The following is a 16523-nucleotide window of genomic DNA, read 5'->3' as shown; positions in this document are numbered from 1 at the left end:
AGACCTCAGGAGAGACAAGCGACATGAAGCACACATTCAAACGCAATGCGCTGTTGGCCGCCGTACTGCTGGCGGCGGGAACCGGCCCGGTCTGGGCGGCGAAGGACGCGGTGATCGCCGTGGCCTCCAACTTCACCACCCTCGATCCTTACGACGCCAACGATACGCTGTCGCAGGCGGTGGCCAAGTCTTTCTATCAGGGGCTGTTCGGCTTCGACAAGGACATGAAGCTGGTGAACGTGCTGGCGGACAGCTATGAGGTCAGCAAAGACGGCCTGACCTACACCGTCAAACTGCACCAGGGGATTAAATTCCACGACGGTACCGCGTTCAACGCCGAGGCGGTGAAGGTAAACCTCGATCGCGCCAGCAACCCGGACAGCCACCTCAAGCGCTACAACCTGTTCAAGATGATCGACAAAACCGAAGCGGTGGACGCCAATACGGTGAAGATCGTGCTGAAAGCGCCGTTCTCGGCGTTCGTCAACAACCTGGCGCACCCGGCGGCGGCGATCATCTCGCCGGCGGCGCTGAAGCAATACGGCAAGGAGATCGGTTTCCACCCGGTCGGCACCGGGCCGTATCAATTCGTCACCTGGAACCAGACCGATTTCGTCAAGGTGAAGAAGTTCGACGGCTACTGGCAGCCGGGGCTGCCGAAGCTCGACAGCATCACCTGGCGCCCGGTGGTGGATAACAACACCCGCGCGGCGATGCTGCAAACCGGCGAGGCGACCTTCGCCTTCCCGATCCCTTACGAGCAGGCCAAGGTGCTGGAAGGCAACGCCAAGCTGGACGTGGTGGCCGCGCCGTCGATCCTGCAGCGTTACATCAGCATGAACGTCACTCAGAAGCCGTTCGACAACCCGAAGGTGCGCCAGGCGCTGAACTATGCCATCAACAAGGACGCGCTGATCAAAGTGGCGTTCGCCGGCTACGCGGTGCCGGCGGAAGGGCCGGTGCCGCCGGCCATTGACTTCGCCGCCCGCTATAAGCCGTGGCCGTACGATCCGGCCAAGGCGCGCGAGCTGCTGAAAGAGGCCGGCTACCCGAACGGCTTCACCACCACGCTGTGGTCTTCCCACAACCACAGCACCGCGCAGAAGGTGCTGCAGTTCACCCAGCAGCAGCTGGCGCAGGTGGGGGTGAAAGTGACGGTGACGGCGATGGATGCCGGGCAGCGTGCGGCGCAGGTGGAGAGCGTCGGGGTGAAGGACACCGGCGTGCGGCTGTTCTACACCGGCTGGTCGGCCTCGACCGGGGAAGCGGACTGGGCGCTGTCGCCGCTGTTCTCCACCCAGGCGGCGCCGCCGAAGCAGTTCAACACCGCGTTCTACAGCAACCCGCAGGTGGATAAGGATCTGACCGACGCGCTGGCGACCACCGATCGCGCCGAGAAGCAGAAGCTGTATCAGGACGCGCAGGATCGCATTTGGGCCGATGCGCCCTGGATCTTCCTGGCGACCGAACGTCTGTTGTCGGCCAACAGCAAACAGCTGAGCGGTTTCTACGTGATGCCGGATACCTCGTTCAACTTTGATAACGCCGATCTGAAATAAGGCGCCCATCCCCGCCTGCGGCCAAGCGTCGGCGGGCGGGGGAAGGAATGAGATGCTCAATTATTTTCTGAAACGACTGCTGGGTCTGATCCCGACGCTGCTGATCGTGGCGGTGCTGGTGTTCCTGTTCGTCCACCTGCTGCCGGGCGATCCGGCGCGGCTGGCGGCGGGGCCGGAGGCCGACGAGGCGGTGGTGCAGCTGGTGCGCAAGGATTTGGGGCTGGATAAGCCGCTGCCGCAGCAGTTCGCACACTTCTTCGTCAACGCGCTGCGGGGCGACTTCGGCATCTCGATGGTGTCCAAGCGCCCGGTGAGCGAAGAGATTGCCTCGCGCTTTATGCCGACCTTTTGGCTGACCGTCACCAGCATGCTGTGGGCGGTGGCGTTCGGCCTGGCGATCGGCGTGGTGTCGGCGGTGTGGCGCAACCGCTGGCCGGATCGCCTCGGCATGACGCTGGCGGTGTCGGGGATCTCGTTCCCGGCCTTTGCGCTCGGCATGCTGCTGATGCAGGTGTTCTCGGTCGAACTGGGGTGGCTGCCGACGGTGGGCGCCGACAGCTGGCGACACTACATTCTGCCTTCGATCACCCTGGGGGCGGCGGTGGCAGCGGTGATGGCGCGTTTCACCCGCGCTTCGTTCGTCGAGGTGCTGCAGGAAGACTACATGCGCACCGCGCGCGCCAAGGGCGTGCGGGAAAGCGTGGTGGTGATGAAACACGGCCTGCGCAACGCGATGATCCCGGTGGTGACCATGATGGGGCTGCAGTTCGGCTTCCTGCTCGGCGGTTCGATCGTGGTGGAGAAGGTGTTCAACTGGCCGGGATTGGGGCGGTTGCTGGTGGACTCGGTGGAGATGCGCGATTACCCGGTGATCCAGGCCGAGGTGCTGCTGTTCTCGCTGGAATTCATCCTGATCAACCTGCTGGTGGATATGCTGTACGCGGCGATCAACCCGGCGATTCGTTATCAATGAGGACGCGGCATGATTAAGCATTGGCGGCGCAACGCCGCACTGAAGGCGATGCCGCTTATCGATCCCAACGCGGTACGCACGCCGTGGAGCGAGTTTTGGCGGCGTTTTCGCCGCCAGCGGGCGGCGCTGGTCGCCGGTCTGTTGGTGCTGCTGCTGATTGCGGCGGCGCTGCTGGCGCCTTATCTGGCACCGTTCGATGCGGAAAACTATTTCGATTACGATCGGCTGAACGAGGGGCCTTCGCTGATGCACTGGCTGGGCGTGGATTCTCTCGGGCGCGATATCTTCAGCCGCATCCTGATGGGCACGCGCATTTCGCTGGCGGCCGGGGTGTTCTCGGTGCTGGCGGGCGGGGCGATCGGCACCCTGCTGGGGCTGCTGGCCGGCTACTATGAGGGCTGGTGGGATCGCCTCATCATGCGCGTCTGCGACGTGCTGTTCGCGTTTCCCGGTATTCTGCTGGCGATCGGCGTGGTGGCGATCATGGGCAGCGGCATGGCCAACGTGATCGTCGCGGTGGCGATCTTCAGCATTCCGGCCTTCGCCCGCCTGGTGCGCGGCAATACGCTGGTGCTGAAGCACCTGACCTATATCGAATCGGCGCGCAGCATCGGCGCCTCGGACTGGACCATCATCCTGCGGCACATTCTGCCGGGCACTCTGTCTTCGATCGTGGTCTATTTTACCCTGCGCATCGGCACCTCGATCATCACCGCCGCCAGCCTGTCGTTTCTGGGCCTGGGCGCCCAGCCGCCGACGCCGGAGTGGGGGGCGATGCTCAACGAGGCGCGCGCCGATATGGTGATCGCGCCGCACGTGGCGATCTTCCCCAGTCTGGCGATATTCATTACCGTGCTGGCGTTCAACCTGTTGGGCGACGGACTGCGCGACGCGCTCGATCCTAAGCTGAAGGGATGATGCTTTAACGTATGGCGCATATTTGAACGGGCTCAAATGACGTCTCAATGCTACTATCGTTCAATAAACCGTGTTGTTTGCACGAAAATGAGTGAGAGAGGTGCCGATGCCAGTAAAACAACGAACGACGCAAAGTGTGACCATGACGGTGGAACGCAGTTTGTTGAGCCGTGCGCGTGAGGCGGGGATTAATCTCAGCGCGACGCTAACTGCTGCTTTAGATGCTGAGTTACGTCAGCATGAGAGGATAAAATGGCAGGAAGAAAACCGAGAGGCGCTTGAAGCGCTTAACCGATTTAATGATGAGCATGGTTGCTTTAGCGACGAATACAGGACGTTTTAGCGATGCAATTTACGGTGTATGCGAATAGGGGGAACAGCGCGGTTTATCCCCTGCTGCTTGATGTGACGAGCGATATCATTGGGCAATTAAATCGTCGAGTTGTGATCCCTTTGTTGCCCGTTGAAAAATACCCTGGGAGTACGCGACCGGAACGCTTGATCCCGTTGATCAGATTGATTGATGACAACGAGTACGCCGTGATGACATATGAAATGGCCAGCATCCCGGTTCGGGCTTTGGGGGCCGAGTTTTGTGATGTTTCCCAGTATCGGACCAGGATAAAAGCCGCCATCGACTTTCTTCTTGACGGTATTTGAAGAAATCCGGGCGCTTTAATAACCGCCCGGATTTTTTTATCAGCGGAACAGGTGCTCGGCGTGGAAGCGCAGGTGATCTTCCACGAAGGTGGCGATGGTGAAGTAGCTGTGATCGTACCCCGGCTGAATGCGCAGCGTCAGCGGCCAGTCGCGCTGGCGCGCCAGCTCCGCCAACCGCGCCGGCTGCAGCTGGTCGGCCAGGAACTGGTCGTCGTCGCCCTGGTCGATAAGGACCGGCATTTTTTCCGCGCCGCTGGCCAGCAGATGGCAGCTGTCGTACTGCAGCCACTGGCTTTCGTCGCTGCCCAGATAGGCGGTGAACGCCTTGCGGCCCCACGGCACCTGGCACGGGTTAACGATCGGCGCGAACGCCGATACCGAGCGGAAGCGCTGCGGATTGCGAAACGCCATCATCAGCGCGCCGTGGCCGCCCATCGAGTGGCCGAAGATCGACTGACGACCGCTGACGCTGAAGTGCTGTTCGATCAGCGCCGGCAGTTCGGCGCTGATGTAGTCGTACATGCGGAAGTGGCGATCCCACGGCGCCTGGGTGGCGTTCAGGTAGAACCCGGCGCCCTGGCCCAGATCGTAGCCTTCGTCGTTCGGCACTTCGTCGCCACGCGGGCTGGTGTCCGGCATCACCAGCACCAGGCCCAGCTCGGCGGCGATGCGCTGCGCGCCGGCTTTCAACGTGAAGTTCTCGTCGTTGCAGGTCAGCCCCGACAGCCAGTACAGCACCGGCGGCGGGTTGTCATCGCGCGGCGGCGGCAGGTAGATGCTGAATGTCATGTTGCAATTCAGGCTCTGCGCCGCGTGGCGATAGCGCTGCTGCCAGCCGCCGAACATGCGGTGCTCTTCGAGAAGTTCCAATGACAACGTCATCTCTGCCTCCTGGCTTATTGGTCGAAGTGGATGACGGAACGGATCGATTTGCCTTCGTGCATCAAATCGAACGCTTCGTTGATCTGCTCCAGCCCCATGGTATGGGTGATAAAGTCGTTCAGCGCGAATTCACCGTCCAGATAGCGTTCGACGATGCCCGGCAGCTGCGAACGGCCCTTGACGCCGCCGAACGCCGAACCGCGCCAGACGCGGCCGGTGACCAGCTGGAACGGACGGGTCGAGATCTCTTCGCCAGCGCCCGCGACGCCGATGATCACCGATTCGCCCCAGCCCTTGTGGCAGCACTCCAGCGCGGAACGCATCACGTTGACGTTGCCGATGCACTCGAAGGAGAAGTCGACGCCGCCGTCGGTCAGCTCGACGATCACGTCCTGAATCGGCTTGTCATAGTCTTTCGGGTTGATCAGATCGGTAGCGCCCAGTTTGCGCGCCAGATCGAACTTGCTGGTGTTGATGTCGATGCCGATGATGCGGCCCGCGCCGGCCATCTGCGCGCCGATGATCGCCGACAGGCCGATGCCGCCCAGGCCGAAGATTGCCACGGTGTCGCCCGGCTGCACTTTGGCGGTGTTCATCACCGCGCCCATGCCGGTGGTCACGCCGCAGCCCAGCAGGCACACTTCTTCCAGCGGCGCTTCCTTGTTGATTTTCGCCAGTGAGATTTCCGGCACCACGGTGTACTCGGAGAAGGTGGACGTGCCCATGTAGTGGAAGATCGGCTTGCCATCTTTGAAGAAGCGGGTGGTGCCGTCCGGCATCAGCCCTTTGCCCTGGGTGGCGCGGATCGCCTGGCACAGGTTGGTTTTGCCGGATTTACAGAATTTGCACTCGCCGCACTCCGGGGTGTAGAGCGGGATCACGTGATCGCCGACCGCCACGCTGGTGACGCCTTCACCGACCGCTTCCACCACGCCGCCGCCCTCGTGGCCGAGGATCGCCGGGAACACGCCTTCCGGATCTTTGCCGGACAGGGTGTAGGCGTCGGTGTGACAAACGCCGGTGGCGACGATCCGCACCAGCACTTCGCCTTTTTGCGGTGGCATCAGCTCGACTTCTTCGATCTTCAGCGGCTGGTTCGGGCCCCAGGCAACGGCGGCGCGGGTTTTGATCATCTCCATCATAGTCTCCTCAGTGGTTTTCTTTTAAATCAGGCGATATCGACAACGTCTGATAAATCGTTGGGGGTGCTTTCATCAACAGCGGCGGTTTCCGTCTGTTCAATAATCAACTCTTTCAGCGCGCGCACGTTCGGGCCGAACGCGTCGCGGCGCCACAGCAGCCAGGTGGCGGTGTCGGCCACGTCCGGCGGCAGGGGGTGAACCCGGACCCGCTCATGGCCCGGCAGCAGGCTGAGCACCGAATGCGGGATCATCGCCAGCCCGGCGCCGCTGGCGACGCAGGCCAGCATGGCGTGATAGGACTGGATCTCCATAATCTGCCCCGGCCGCGCGCCTTCGCGCTTGAACCAGGCCTCCAGCCGCAGGCGGTAGGAGCAGCTGGCGCGAAAGGCGAACAGCGTTTCGCCGTTGGCGTCTTTGGCGCTGTGGATCGGCGCGTGATCGAGACAGGAGATCACCACCATATGTTCAGGATAGGCGATACAGCCGTTCAACTCGTCATAGGGCACCGGGCCGTCGACCAGCGCCGCGGCCAGCGTGCCGGCGCGCACCCGATCGGCGATTTCGCCGGAGGTGCCGGTGGTCAGCGACAGCGAAACCTGCGAGAAGCGCTGGTGGTAAGCCGCCAGCAGCGAGGGCAGGCGGGTGGCGGCGGTGCTCTCCATCGAGCCGAGGGCGAAGTTGCCCGCCGGTTCGCCGGCGTGGGTGATGCTCATCGCCTCGTCGCTCAGCGCCAGGATGCGGTTGGCGTAGCACAGAAAGTTATGGCCCATCGGCGACAGGCGCAGGCGCTGTTTTTCGCGGATAAACAGATCGGCGCCCAGCTCCTGCTCGAGCTGTCGCAGCCGGGTGGTCAAATTCGACGGCACGCGGTGCAGCTGCTCGGCGGCGCGGGCGACCGAGCCGGTTTCCGCTACGCAGCAGAACATGCGAAGCTGGGTCAGATCCATAATATTCTCGTTTCGTGATGAACTTGATTAGTATTATTCAGTTTTTGTGAGTTTAATACTGCGGCATGATACTGGCAACTTTCTTTTAACCTTTTGGATGCCGATATGGCTTTACGTATTGCCTTGAGCGGTTTTGCCGCGCTGATCGTTGCGATGGGCATTGGCCGCTTCGCTTTCACCCCCCAGGTGCCGCTGATGATCGCGGAACATCAGTTCACCCTGACCGGTGCCGGGCTGGTGGCGGCGATCAACTATTTGGGCTATCTGTGCGGCGCCTACGACGCGATGCGCGCCACGCGCCACGTCGAGCGGCGCCTGTGGCTTGGCGTGTGGGGCGCGGTGGCGCTGACGCTGCTGTCGGCGCTGGCGCAGGATGAATGGACGCACGGCGCGCTGCGCTTCGTCATCGGCTGGGCCAGCGGCTGGGCGATGGTGCTGGTGGCGGCCTGGACCAATGAGCGGTTGGCGCACTACGGCCGGCCGGCGCTGAGCGCGGCGGTGTTCGCCGGGCCGGGCGCCGGTATCTTCCTCAGCGGCATGCTGGCGGTGGGCATCAACACGCTGGGGCTGACGGCGGCGCAGGCCTGGCTGGTGTATGGCGTGCCGGCGCTGGCGTTGGTGGGGGCGATTAGCGCCTTTCTGCCGCGCAGCGGCGAGCTGCATCGCCCGGACGTGGCCCCGGAGCCGCTGCTGCTGACGCCGGCGCTCAAACGCCTGGTGTGGAGCTACAGCCTGGCCGGGTTCGGCTACATCCTGCCGGCGACGTTCTTGTCGCAGATGGCGGCGGCGCGTTTTCCCGGCAGCCTGTTCGCGCAGTTCGTCTGGCCGGTGTTCGGCGGCGCGGCGGTGCTGGGGATCGTTATCGGCATTTTGACCCGCCATCGGCTCACTACCCAGACCCGGTTGGCGATCACGCTGTGGATACAGGCGCTGGGCGTGCTGAGCGCCGAAGTGGTGCCGGGCGTGGCCGGCCTGGCGCTCGGGGCGTTGCTGACCGGCGGCGGCTTCCTCTGCGTGGTGCAGCTCGCCCTTCAGCACGGCCGTGAACTGGCGCCGCGCCATGCGCGTTACATGGCCGGATTGCTGACCACCGGTTATGCGATCGGCCAACTGGTCGGGCCGATGCTGTCGGCGCTGTCGACCGCCTTGACCCATCGGCTGGAGCCGGCGCTGTACGTGGCGGTGGCGGCGCTGTTGGTGGCCGGTGCGCTGGTGGTGAATACCCCGGCGCGGCGGTTGGCGCAAAAAACGGCGATGCGGTGATTGAAATCCATACAAAAAGCGTGGAATCCCGCAGCCGGCCTGATTGTGCTAAATGCGAATATTTCACCTGCGGATGAAGCACAATCACTGGATAATCGCCGCGCTCTCATCTACAGTGGGGGCAAAATCTTGACCGGGTTCACGTTATCCACCACGAAAACTCTGCCGTCACGAGAGCAAGCAATTCGCCGGCCGCACGCCCTACCAGGCCGCCGGCGGGTTCCGTCCGCAGGAGAACAAATACATGACATCATTAAGTAAAGAAGCCGCGCTGGTGCATGCGGCGCTGGAAGAGCGTGGTCTGGAGACGCCGCTGCGCGGGGAAGTGCTGGATCGCGAAACGCGCAAGCGCCGCATCAAAGAGCACATGACCGAAATCATGCAGCTGCTGAACCTCGATCTGTCCGATGACAGCCTGGCGGAGACGCCACATCGCATCGCCAAAATGTATGTCGACGAGATCTTCTCCGGGCTGGACTACGCCAACTTCCCGAAAATCACCGTTATCGAGAACAAGATGAAGGTGGATGAGATGGTGACGGTGCGCGATATCACGCTGACCAGCACCTGCGAACACCACTTCGTGACCATCGACGGCAAGGCCACCGTGGCCTATATCCCGAAAGACTCGGTGATCGGCCTGTCGAAGATCAACCGCATCGTGCAGTTCTTCTCCCAGCGTCCGCAGGTGCAAGAGCGCCTGACCCAGCAGATCCTGGTGGCGCTGCAGACCCTGCTCGGCACCAATAACGTGGCGGTATCGATCGATGCGGTCCATTATTGTGTCAAGGCGCGCGGCATCCGCGACGCGACCAGCGCCACCACCACCACTTCGTTGGGGGGGCTGTTCAAGTCCAGCCAGAATACCCGCCAGGAGTTCCTGCGCGCGGTGCGTCATCACCAGGGGTGATGGCGTTGCGGGGCGACCCGCACGACGACAACAGGCGCCTGCGGGCGCCTTTTTCATGAGCGGAAGACAGCGATAAAAAATGAACAGTCATCCTCTGCCGCGCATCGCCACGCTGGACTGCGTGCGCGGCATCGCCATCCTCGGCATTTTATTGCTGAACATCAGCGCCTTCGGCTTGCCGAAGGCCGCCTACCTCAACCCGGCCTATTTGGGCATGCCGTCATCGCGCGACGCCTGGACCTGGGCGCTGCTCGATCTGTTCGCCCAGGCCAAGTTCCTGGCGATGTTCGCGCTGCTGTTCGGCGCCGGGCTGCAAATGCTGCTGCGGCGCGGCAAAAGCTGGATCCGCGCGCGGCTGTCGTGGCTGCTGCTGTTCGGCCTTGCGCACGCCATCTTCCTGTGGGACGGCGACATTCTGCTGGCCTACGGGCTGATCGGCCTGGTGTGCTGGCGCATGATCCGCGAAGCCAAAGAAACCTTCCAACTGCTGAAAACCGGCGTGGTGCTGTATTTGATCGGCGTGGCGGTGCTGCTGTTGCTCGGTTTTATCTCGCACGGTGAGCCGGGCAGCTTCTGGCAGCCGGGCGCGGCGGAGCTGCAGTACGAGAAGTTCTGGAAGCTGCAGGGCGGTTTCGAAGCCTGGCGCAGCCGCGCCGATCTGCTCTCGTCCAGCCTGCTGGCCATCGGCGCGCAGTATGGCTGGGAGCTGGCGGGGCTGATGCTGTTCGGCGCCGGGTTGATGCGCAGCGGCTGGCTGCGCGGCAGTTATTCCTCCGGTTATTATTTGCGGCAGGCGGCGTGGCTGCTGCCGCTTTCGGTGCTGATCCAGCTGCCGGCGGTGGCGCTGCAATGGCAGGTGCATTGGGACTATCGCTGGAGCGGTTTCCTGCTGCAGGTGCCGCGCGAGCTGGGCGCCCCGCTGCAGGCGATGGGCTATCTGGCGCTGTGTTACGGTTTCTGGCCCGCGCTGTCGCGCATGCGCATCGCCCACTGGCTGACCCTGGTGGGGCGCATGGCGTTGAGCAACTACCTGCTGCAAACGCTGATCTGCACCACGCTGTTTTATCGCTTTGGCCTCTATGAGCAGTTCGACCGGCTGCAGCTGTTGGCGTTCGTGCCGCTGGTCTGGCTGGCCAACCTGGCGTTTTCCGCACTGTGGCTGCGTTATTTCGAACAGGGGCCGATGGAGTGGCTGTGGCGCAAGCTGACGCAGCTGGCCGCCGGCGAAGCGGAACCCAAAACGCTGAAGTGAGCGCCTGCCGGCAGGTTAAAAAAATGTATGTAAACGTTTTCTTTCCTGTGACGTAATTCACGCAGAGCAGCGGGCCAATCGGGGTAGGATAGCGCCACCGGCCACTACCCAGATTTCAGGATCCCGCATGCCTCCAGTTCATCCGATCACCATCCGCGACGTGGCGAAACGCGCCGGGGTCTCCGTGGCGACCGTCTCCCGCGTGCTGAACCACAGCGCGCTGACCAGCAAGGAGACGCGCGAGCAGGTGCTGCAGGCGGTGGCGGAGCTGGGCTATCGCCCCAACGCCAACGCGCAGGCGCTGGCGACCCAAAGCAGCGATACCCTGGGCGTGGTGGTGATGGACGTCTCCGATCCGTTCTTCGGCGCGCTGGTGAAAGCGGTAGACACGGTGGCGCAGAAACACCACAAATACCTGCTGATCGGCAACAGCTATCATCAGGCGGACAAAGAGCGCCACGCGATCGAAGTGCTGATTCGCCAGCGCTGTAACGCCCTGATTGTTCACGCCAAAGCCCTGAGCGACGCCGAGCTGATCGGCTTTCTGGAGCAGGTGCCGGGCATGGTGCTGATCAACCGGATTATTCCCGGCTATGAGCCGCGCTGCGTCGGGCTGGATAACGTCTGCGGCGCGGAAATGGCGATGCGTCTTTTGCTGTCGCAGGGCCATCGGCGCATCGGCTATCTGGGCTCCAATCACCCGATCGAAGACGGGCCGCTGCGCCAGCAGGGCTATGCGCAGGCGATGGCCGCCGCCGGGCTGGCCACGCCCGACAACTGGCGCGCCTACGGTTCGCCGGATCTGCAGGGCGGCGAGGCGGCGATGGTGGAGCTGCTGGGGCGTAACTTACAGCTGAGCGCGGTGTTCGCCTACAACGACGCCATGGCCGCCGGCGCCATGGCGGTGCTGAAAGAAAACGGTATCACGGTGCCGCAGCATTTCTCGCTGATCGGCTTCGACGACATCCCCATCGCACGTTACACCAGCCCCAAGCTTACCACGGTGCGCTACCCGATCGTCTCGATGGCCACGCTGGCCACCGAGTTGGCGTTGCAGGGCGCGGCAGGCCTGACGGAGCCGCAGGCCGCTCATCTGTTCATGCCGACGCTGGTGCGGCGCCATTCTGTCGCCCCCTGGCAAAGTGAGGCGACGGTCACTCTCTGACGATTTAATCTTGTGTAACCGTTTTCAATCTGTGAGAAAATTCACAGAATATTAACATCACGCCGTCTATGCTCTAGGCGTTTTCCGGCGCAAAGGCCCTTGCCGCTGCAACCTTTATCTCGCGCTGACACAGCATTTCTCGGAAATAACAAAATCCACGGACGGCAGGTGTTGAGTGGAAATCGCCTGGCCTGGGGTGTGCGCACTGCCGGTGACCATTGGCTCAAAGACGAGTAATACCCTACACAGAACCGGAGACTGACAATGAATAAGAAGGTTTTCACCCTGGCCGCCATGGCCGCAGCCATGATGTTTGGCGCCGCAGCCCATGCTGACACCCGTATTGGCGTCACGATTTACAAGTACGACGACAACTTCATGTCGGTGGTGCGCAAGGCGATAGAGAAGGACGCCAAGGCTTCACCGGACGTCACCCTGCTGATGAATGACTCGCAGAACGACCAGTCCAAGCAGAACGATCAGATCGACGTGCTGCTGGCCAAGGGCGTGAAAGCGCTGGCGATCAACCTGGTCGACCCGGCCGCGGCGCCGGTGGTTATCGATAAGGCGCGCGCAAACGATATCCCGGTGGTGTTCTACAACAAAGAACCTTCCCGCAAGGCGTTGGACAGCTATGACAAGGCGTATTACGTCGGCACCGACTCCAAAGAATCCGGCGTGATCCAGGGCGAGCTGATCGCCAAACACTGGCAAGCCAACCCGGCCTGGGATCTGAACAAAGACGGCCAGATCCAGTTCGTGCTGCTGAAAGGCGAGCCGGGCCACCCGGATGCCGAAGCGCGCACCACCTACGTGGTGAAAACGCTGAACGAGAAAGGCATCAAGACCCAGCAGCTACAGATGGATACCGCGATGTGGGATACCGCGCAGGCGAAAGACAAGATGGACGCCTGGCTCTCCGGCCCGAACGCCAACAAGATTGAAGTGGTGATCGCCAACAACGACGCCATGGCGATGGGCGCGGTGGAAGCGCTGAAGGCGCATAACAAGACCACTATCCCGGTATTTGGCGTCGATGCCTTGCCTGAGGCGCTGGCGCTGGTGAAATCCGGCGCGATGGCGGGCACGGTGCTGAACGACGCCGACAACCAGGCGAAAGCCACCTTCGAGCTGGCGAAGAACCTGGCGGCGGGCAAACCGGCCACCGAAGGCACCCAATATAAAATCGAAAATAAAGTCGTGCGTATTCCTTACGTCGGCGTAGATAAAGACAACCTGTCTCAGTTTGTTAAATAAGAATTGAGATCCCGCTAAGACCCCGCCTGCGGCGCCAACACCAGGAATACCGCCGGCGGGGATGTTTACGACTGCAAGACAGTTAAGCCAGGTGTATTTATGGCCGATAGCTCACGCGAATTTCTGCTGGAAATGACGGATATCTGTAAGTCATTTCCCGGCGTCAAAGCCTTGGACAATGTCAATTTACGCGTCCGCCCGCACTCGATTCACGCCCTGATGGGGGAGAACGGCGCGGGTAAATCGACGTTGCTGAAATGCCTGTTCGGCATTTACAAAAAAGACAGCGGCAGCATTGTGTTTCAGGGCCGGGAGATCGATTTCAAGAGTTCGAAGGAAGCGCTGGAGCACGGCGTTTCCATGGTGCACCAGGAGCTGAACCTGGTGCTGCAGCGCACCGTGATGGACAACATGTGGCTGGGGCGCTATCCGACCAAAGGCCTGTTCGTCGATCAGGAAAAAATGCTCAAAGACACCCAGGCGATCTTCGACGAGCTGGATATCGACATCAACCCGCGCGAAAAGGTGGGCAACCTGTCGGTGTCGCAGATGCAGATGATCGAGATCGCCAAGGCATTTTCCTACGACGCCAAAATCGTCATCATGGATGAACCGACCTCCTCGCTGACGGAGAAAGAGGTCAATCACCTGTTCACCATTATCCGCAAGCTGAAAGAGCGCGGCTGCGGCATCGTTTATATCTCGCACAAGATGGAAGAGATCTTCCAGCTGTGCGACGAGATAACGGTGCTGCGCGACGGGCAATGGATCGCCACCCAACCGCTGGAAGGGCTGGATATGGACAAGATCATCGCCATGATGGTCGGCCGTTCGCTCAGCCAGCGCTTCCCCGACAGGCAGAACACGCCGGGTGAGGTGATCCTCGAGGTGAAAAACCTGACGTCGCTGCGTCAACCCTCGATCCGCGATGTGTCCTTCGATCTGCATCAAGGCGAGATCCTCGGCATCGCCGGGCTGGTGGGCGCCAAACGCACCGATATCGTCGAGACGCTGTTCGGCATTCGCGAAAAGGTGGCGGGCACCATCAAGCTGCACGGCAAAGCGATCGATAACCATAGCGCCAACGAAGCGATCAACCACGGTTTTGCGCTGGTGACCGAAGAGCGCCGATCCACCGGGATTTACGCCTACCTCGACGTGGGCTTCAACTCGCTGATCTCCAATATCCGCAATTATAAAAACAAGCTCGGCCTGCTGGATAACGCGCGGATGAAGAGCGACACCCAGTGGGTGATCGACGCCATGCGGGTGAAAACGCCGGGGCATCACACCCATATCGGCTCGCTGTCCGGCGGCAATCAGCAGAAGGTGATCATCGGCCGCTGGCTGCTGACGCAGCCGGAGATCCTGATGCTGGATGAACCGACGCGCGGCATCGACGTGGGCGCCAAGTTCGAGATTTATCAGCTGATGACCGAACTGGCGAAGAAGGGCAAGGGGATCATTATCGTCTCGTCCGAAATGCCGGAGCTTTTGGGGATCACCGACCGTATTTTGGTGATGAGCAATGGTCAGGTTGCGGGCATCGTTAACACCAAACAGACCTCGCAAAATGAAATCTTACGTCTCGCCTCCCTGCACCTTTAAGGATCGGAATTATGAACGCGCTAAATAAAAAAACCTTATTTACCTATTTCAAGGAAGGCGGCATTTACGTGGTGTTGCTGGTGCTGTTGGCCATCATCATCATTCAGGATCCTACCTTCCTCAGCCTGATGAACCTGAGCAACATCCTGACGCAGTCTTCGGTGCGCATCATCATCGCGCTGGGCGTGGCGGGGCTGATCGTGACCCAGGGCACCGACCTGTCCGCCGGGCGGCAGGTGGGGCTGGCGGCGGTGGTGGCGGCCACGCTGCTGCAGTCGATGGATAACGTCAACAAGGTGTTCCCGCACATGGAAACCTGGTCGATTCCCCTGGTTATCCTGCTGGTGTGTGCGGTCGGCGCGGTGATCGGCCTGGTTAACGGCCTGATTATCGCCTATCTCAACGTGACGCCGTTCATCACCACCCTGGGCACCATGATCATCGTCTACGGCATCAACTCGCTGTATTACGACTCGGTCGGCGCTTCGCCGGTGGCGGGCTTCGATCCGAAGTTCTCCACCTTTGCCCAGGGCTTCTTGCGCTTCGGCGACTTTAAGCTGTCGTACATTACCTTCTATGCGCTGATCGCCATCATATTCGTCTGGATCCTGTGGACCAAGACCCGCTTCGGCAAGAACATTTTCGCCATCGGCGGCAACCCGGAAGCGGCCAAGGTGTCCGGGGTCAACGTGCCGCTGAACCTGATCATGATCTATGCGCTGTCCGGCGTGTTCTACGCCTTCGGCGGCCTGCTGGAAGCGGGGCGCATCGGCAGCGCCACCAATAACCTCGGCTTTATGTACGAGCTGGACGCCATCGCCGCCTGCGTGGTGGGGGGCGTCTCCTTCGCCGGCGGGGTGGGTACGGTGTGGGGCGTGGTGACCGGGGTGATCATCTTCACCGTCATCAACTACGGCCTGACCTATATCGGCATCAACCCGTACTGGCAGTACATCATCAAGGGCAGCATCATCATCTTCGCCGTGGCGCTGGACTCGTTGAAATACGCCAAGAAGAAGTAGATTTACCGCAGTACAGACGACAAGGCCGGCAAAATATGCCGGCCTTTCTGTTGGGCGTTTGCCGCGTCAGGGCTGTTTGGCTTTTTGCTTCTCTTCTTTCAGCTTGTGCTCCAGCTCCACCAACTGTTCCGGCGAAACGGCGGGATAGCCCTGGGCGTCTTCCGGCACGGTGTGCATGGCGGAGATCGGGATCAGCGGGCCGAGGAAGCGCGGTTCGCGCTTGAGGATATAGAGATCGGTCAGTGCGCCCAGGCGGGCGAAGATCTCGCGGGCGCGCACCGTCATCATGTCTTTCGGCGACGGCACCGCGTAGCACTGCGCCTGAATGCCCATGTGCAGGGCGATGAACAGCGCGCGCTCGCAGTGGAAGCGCTGGGTGATGATGATGAAATCGTTGGTGTCGAACACCTTGCGGGTGCGCACGATGGAGTCCAGGGTGCGGAAGCCGGCGTAGTCCAGCACGATATCGCTCGGCGCCACGCCGGCGGCGATCAGATCGCGGCGCATGGTCATCGGCTCATTATAGCTTTGCTGGGCGTTGTCGCCGCTCAGCAGCAGGTATTTCACCTTGCCGCTGTTATAGGCGTTGATCGCCCCCTGAATGCGGTAACGGTAGTACTGGTTGATCACCCCGGTGCGGTAATACTTGGCGGTGCCGAGCACCACGCCGACCTGGCGGTGCGGCAATGCCTGCAGTTCGTCGTAGACGTAAGGCGCGGTTTTCCAGCTGATCCAGCGATCGAGCGCAATAGCCGAACCCATCAACACCGCAATGATGATGAACAGGCTGATGATCAGGCGTTTCCACATGTTGTTGCCTTACGCGCGCCGGGCTGAAAAAGATGGATCAAGGCTACTTTACCTGACCGACCTACGCAAGACGCGAACCGCCTGAAGCACGCGCGCCGCCGCATTTTTCGGCGTTTTTGCCGCACAAAAAAGCCCGGCGGAGCCGGGCTGGGTCA

General features: G+C 61.4%; 16 protein-coding genes. 12 read left to right on the top strand and 4 right to left on the bottom strand.

What is annotated here, in order from left to right; genetic code table 11:
- Positions 1 to 23 precede the first annotated feature (23 nt).
- The 5 genes from gsiB (at position 24) to ACJ8MK_RS03440 (ending at position 4110) form a co-directional block, all read left to right on the top strand.
- On the top strand, positions 24 to 1559 hold the full coding sequence (gene gsiB, locus ACJ8MK_RS03460) for a glutathione ABC transporter substrate-binding protein GsiB (protein ID WP_033646792.1): 1536 nt from the start codon (positions 24 to 26) through the stop codon (positions 1557 to 1559).
- Positions 1560 to 1611: 52 nt separating this feature from the next.
- Positions 1612 to 2532, top strand: coding sequence for a glutathione ABC transporter permease GsiC (gene gsiC / locus ACJ8MK_RS03455; protein WP_038880960.1), 921 nt, complete (start codon positions 1612 to 1614; stop codon positions 2530 to 2532).
- A 9-nt stretch (positions 2533 to 2541) separates the two neighbouring features.
- Complete coding sequence (gene gsiD / locus ACJ8MK_RS03450) at positions 2542 to 3450, top strand: glutathione ABC transporter permease GsiD (protein WP_442517498.1); 909 nt, start codon at positions 2542 to 2544, stop codon at positions 3448 to 3450.
- Positions 3451 to 3556: 106 nt separating this feature from the next.
- Complete coding sequence (locus tag ACJ8MK_RS03445) at positions 3557 to 3793, top strand: type II toxin-antitoxin system CcdA family antitoxin (RefSeq protein ID WP_039566839.1); 237 nt, start codon at positions 3557 to 3559, stop codon at positions 3791 to 3793.
- Between the two features lie 2 nt (positions 3794 to 3795).
- On the top strand, positions 3796 to 4110 hold the full coding sequence (locus tag ACJ8MK_RS03440) for a CcdB family protein (RefSeq protein ID WP_019454426.1): 315 nt from the start codon (positions 3796 to 3798) through the stop codon (positions 4108 to 4110).
- A 39-nt stretch (positions 4111 to 4149) separates the two neighbouring features.
- Here the strand turns inward: ACJ8MK_RS03440 and fghA are convergent, their stop codons facing one another.
- From fghA to ptrR, 3 genes are read right to left on the bottom strand one after another with little or no spacing between them, the layout of a single operon-like run.
- Entirely contained in the window at positions 4150 to 4992 is an 843-nt protein-coding gene (gene fghA, locus ACJ8MK_RS03435; protein WP_041034184.1) for an S-formylglutathione hydrolase, read from the bottom strand.
- A gap of 14 nt (positions 4993 to 5006) precedes the next feature.
- Positions 5007 to 6131 (bottom strand): S-(hydroxymethyl)glutathione dehydrogenase/class III alcohol dehydrogenase, encoded by a 1125-nt coding sequence (locus ACJ8MK_RS03430; RefSeq protein ID WP_033637718.1) that lies wholly within the window; start codon positions 6129 to 6131, stop codon positions 5007 to 5009.
- Between the two features lie 29 nt (positions 6132 to 6160).
- A complete protein-coding gene (ptrR, locus tag ACJ8MK_RS03425; RefSeq protein ID WP_033654969.1) occupies positions 6161 to 7081 on the bottom strand; it encodes a putrescine utilization regulator PtrR in 921 nt (306 codons plus the stop codon).
- Positions 7082 to 7186: 105 nt separating this feature from the next.
- On the opposite strand from ptrR, the gene ACJ8MK_RS03420 reads away from it, so the two are divergent.
- From ACJ8MK_RS03420 to mglC, 7 genes are all read left to right on the top strand, one after another.
- A complete protein-coding gene (locus ACJ8MK_RS03420) occupies positions 7187 to 8344 on the top strand; it encodes a YbfB/YjiJ family MFS transporter (RefSeq protein ID WP_033654978.1) in 1158 nt (385 codons plus the stop codon).
- A 244-nt stretch (positions 8345 to 8588) separates the two neighbouring features.
- Positions 8589 to 9254, top strand: coding sequence for a GTP cyclohydrolase I FolE (folE, locus tag ACJ8MK_RS03415; protein ID WP_004938969.1), 666 nt, complete (start codon positions 8589 to 8591; stop codon positions 9252 to 9254).
- A gap of 79 nt (positions 9255 to 9333) precedes the next feature.
- Positions 9334 to 10506: a DUF418 domain-containing protein YeiB gene (gene yeiB, locus ACJ8MK_RS03410; protein WP_060421502.1), complete on the top strand. Its 1173-nt coding sequence runs from the start codon at positions 9334 to 9336 to the stop codon at positions 10504 to 10506.
- A 127-nt stretch (positions 10507 to 10633) separates the two neighbouring features.
- Positions 10634 to 11671 (top strand): HTH-type transcriptional regulator GalS, encoded by a 1038-nt coding sequence (gene galS / locus ACJ8MK_RS03405; RefSeq protein WP_033646782.1) that lies wholly within the window; start codon positions 10634 to 10636, stop codon positions 11669 to 11671.
- Between the two features lie 264 nt (positions 11672 to 11935).
- Entirely contained in the window at positions 11936 to 12928 is a 993-nt protein-coding gene (gene mglB, locus ACJ8MK_RS03400) for a galactose/glucose ABC transporter substrate-binding protein MglB (RefSeq protein WP_039566832.1), read from the top strand.
- 99 nt (positions 12929 to 13027) lie between these two features.
- The gene (gene mglA / locus ACJ8MK_RS03395; protein WP_033637724.1) at positions 13028 to 14536 is read left to right on the top strand and encodes a galactose/methyl galactoside ABC transporter ATP-binding protein MglA; all 1509 of its coding nucleotides are present in this window, start codon (positions 13028 to 13030) and stop codon (positions 14534 to 14536) included.
- A gap of 11 nt (positions 14537 to 14547) precedes the next feature.
- Positions 14548 to 15558 (top strand): galactose/methyl galactoside ABC transporter permease MglC, encoded by a 1011-nt coding sequence (gene mglC / locus ACJ8MK_RS03390; protein ID WP_004938953.1) that lies wholly within the window; start codon positions 14548 to 14550, stop codon positions 15556 to 15558.
- Positions 15559 to 15624: 66 nt separating this feature from the next.
- Here mglC and sanA read toward each other — a convergent pair whose 3' ends face one another.
- A complete protein-coding gene (gene sanA, locus ACJ8MK_RS03385; protein WP_039566829.1) occupies positions 15625 to 16368 on the bottom strand; it encodes an outer membrane permeability protein SanA in 744 nt (247 codons plus the stop codon).
- Positions 16369 to 16523 lie beyond the last annotated feature (155 nt).

The organism is Serratia sp. CY38905, from assembly GCF_052168875.1.
Classification (GTDB): domain Bacteria; phylum Pseudomonadota; class Gammaproteobacteria; order Enterobacterales; family Enterobacteriaceae; genus Serratia; species Serratia sarumanii.
Note: the sequence above shows the minus strand (reverse complement) of the source record. Positions and strands in the feature narration are given on the sequence as shown.

Bases quoted from the DNA above. Each gene is read 5' to 3' on its own strand.
- gsiB (WP_033646792.1), top strand. From the start codon at position 24: ATGAAGCACACATTCAAACGCAATGCGCTGTTGGCCGCCGTACTGCTG.
- gsiC (WP_038880960.1), top strand. From the start codon at position 1,612: ATGCTCAATTATTTTCTGAAACGACTGCTGGGTCTGATCCCGACGCTG.
- gsiD (WP_442517498.1), top strand. From the start codon at position 2,542: ATGATTAAGCATTGGCGGCGCAACGCCGCACTGAAGGCGATGCCGCTT.
- ACJ8MK_RS03445 (WP_039566839.1), top strand. From the start codon at position 3,557: ATGCCAGTAAAACAACGAACGACGCAAAGTGTGACCATGACGGTGGAA.
- ACJ8MK_RS03440 (WP_019454426.1), top strand. From the start codon at position 3,796: ATGCAATTTACGGTGTATGCGAATAGGGGGAACAGCGCGGTTTATCCC.
- fghA (WP_041034184.1), bottom strand. From the start codon at position 4,992: ATGACGTTGTCATTGGAACTTCTCGAAGAGCACCGCATGTTCGGCGGC.
- ACJ8MK_RS03430 (WP_033637718.1), bottom strand. From the start codon at position 6,131: ATGGAGATGATCAAAACCCGCGCCGCCGTTGCCTGGGGCCCGAACCAG.
- ptrR (WP_033654969.1), bottom strand. From the start codon at position 7,081: ATGGATCTGACCCAGCTTCGCATGTTCTGCTGCGTAGCGGAAACCGGC.
- ACJ8MK_RS03420 (WP_033654978.1), top strand. From the start codon at position 7,187: ATGGCTTTACGTATTGCCTTGAGCGGTTTTGCCGCGCTGATCGTTGCG.
- folE (WP_004938969.1), top strand. From the start codon at position 8,589: ATGACATCATTAAGTAAAGAAGCCGCGCTGGTGCATGCGGCGCTGGAA.
- yeiB (WP_060421502.1), top strand. From the start codon at position 9,334: ATGAACAGTCATCCTCTGCCGCGCATCGCCACGCTGGACTGCGTGCGC.
- galS (WP_033646782.1), top strand. From the start codon at position 10,634: ATGCCTCCAGTTCATCCGATCACCATCCGCGACGTGGCGAAACGCGCC.
- mglB (WP_039566832.1), top strand. From the start codon at position 11,936: ATGAATAAGAAGGTTTTCACCCTGGCCGCCATGGCCGCAGCCATGATG.
- mglA (WP_033637724.1), top strand. From the start codon at position 13,028: ATGGCCGATAGCTCACGCGAATTTCTGCTGGAAATGACGGATATCTGT.
- mglC (WP_004938953.1), top strand. From the start codon at position 14,548: ATGAACGCGCTAAATAAAAAAACCTTATTTACCTATTTCAAGGAAGGC.
- sanA (WP_039566829.1), bottom strand. From the start codon at position 16,368: ATGTGGAAACGCCTGATCATCAGCCTGTTCATCATCATTGCGGTGTTG.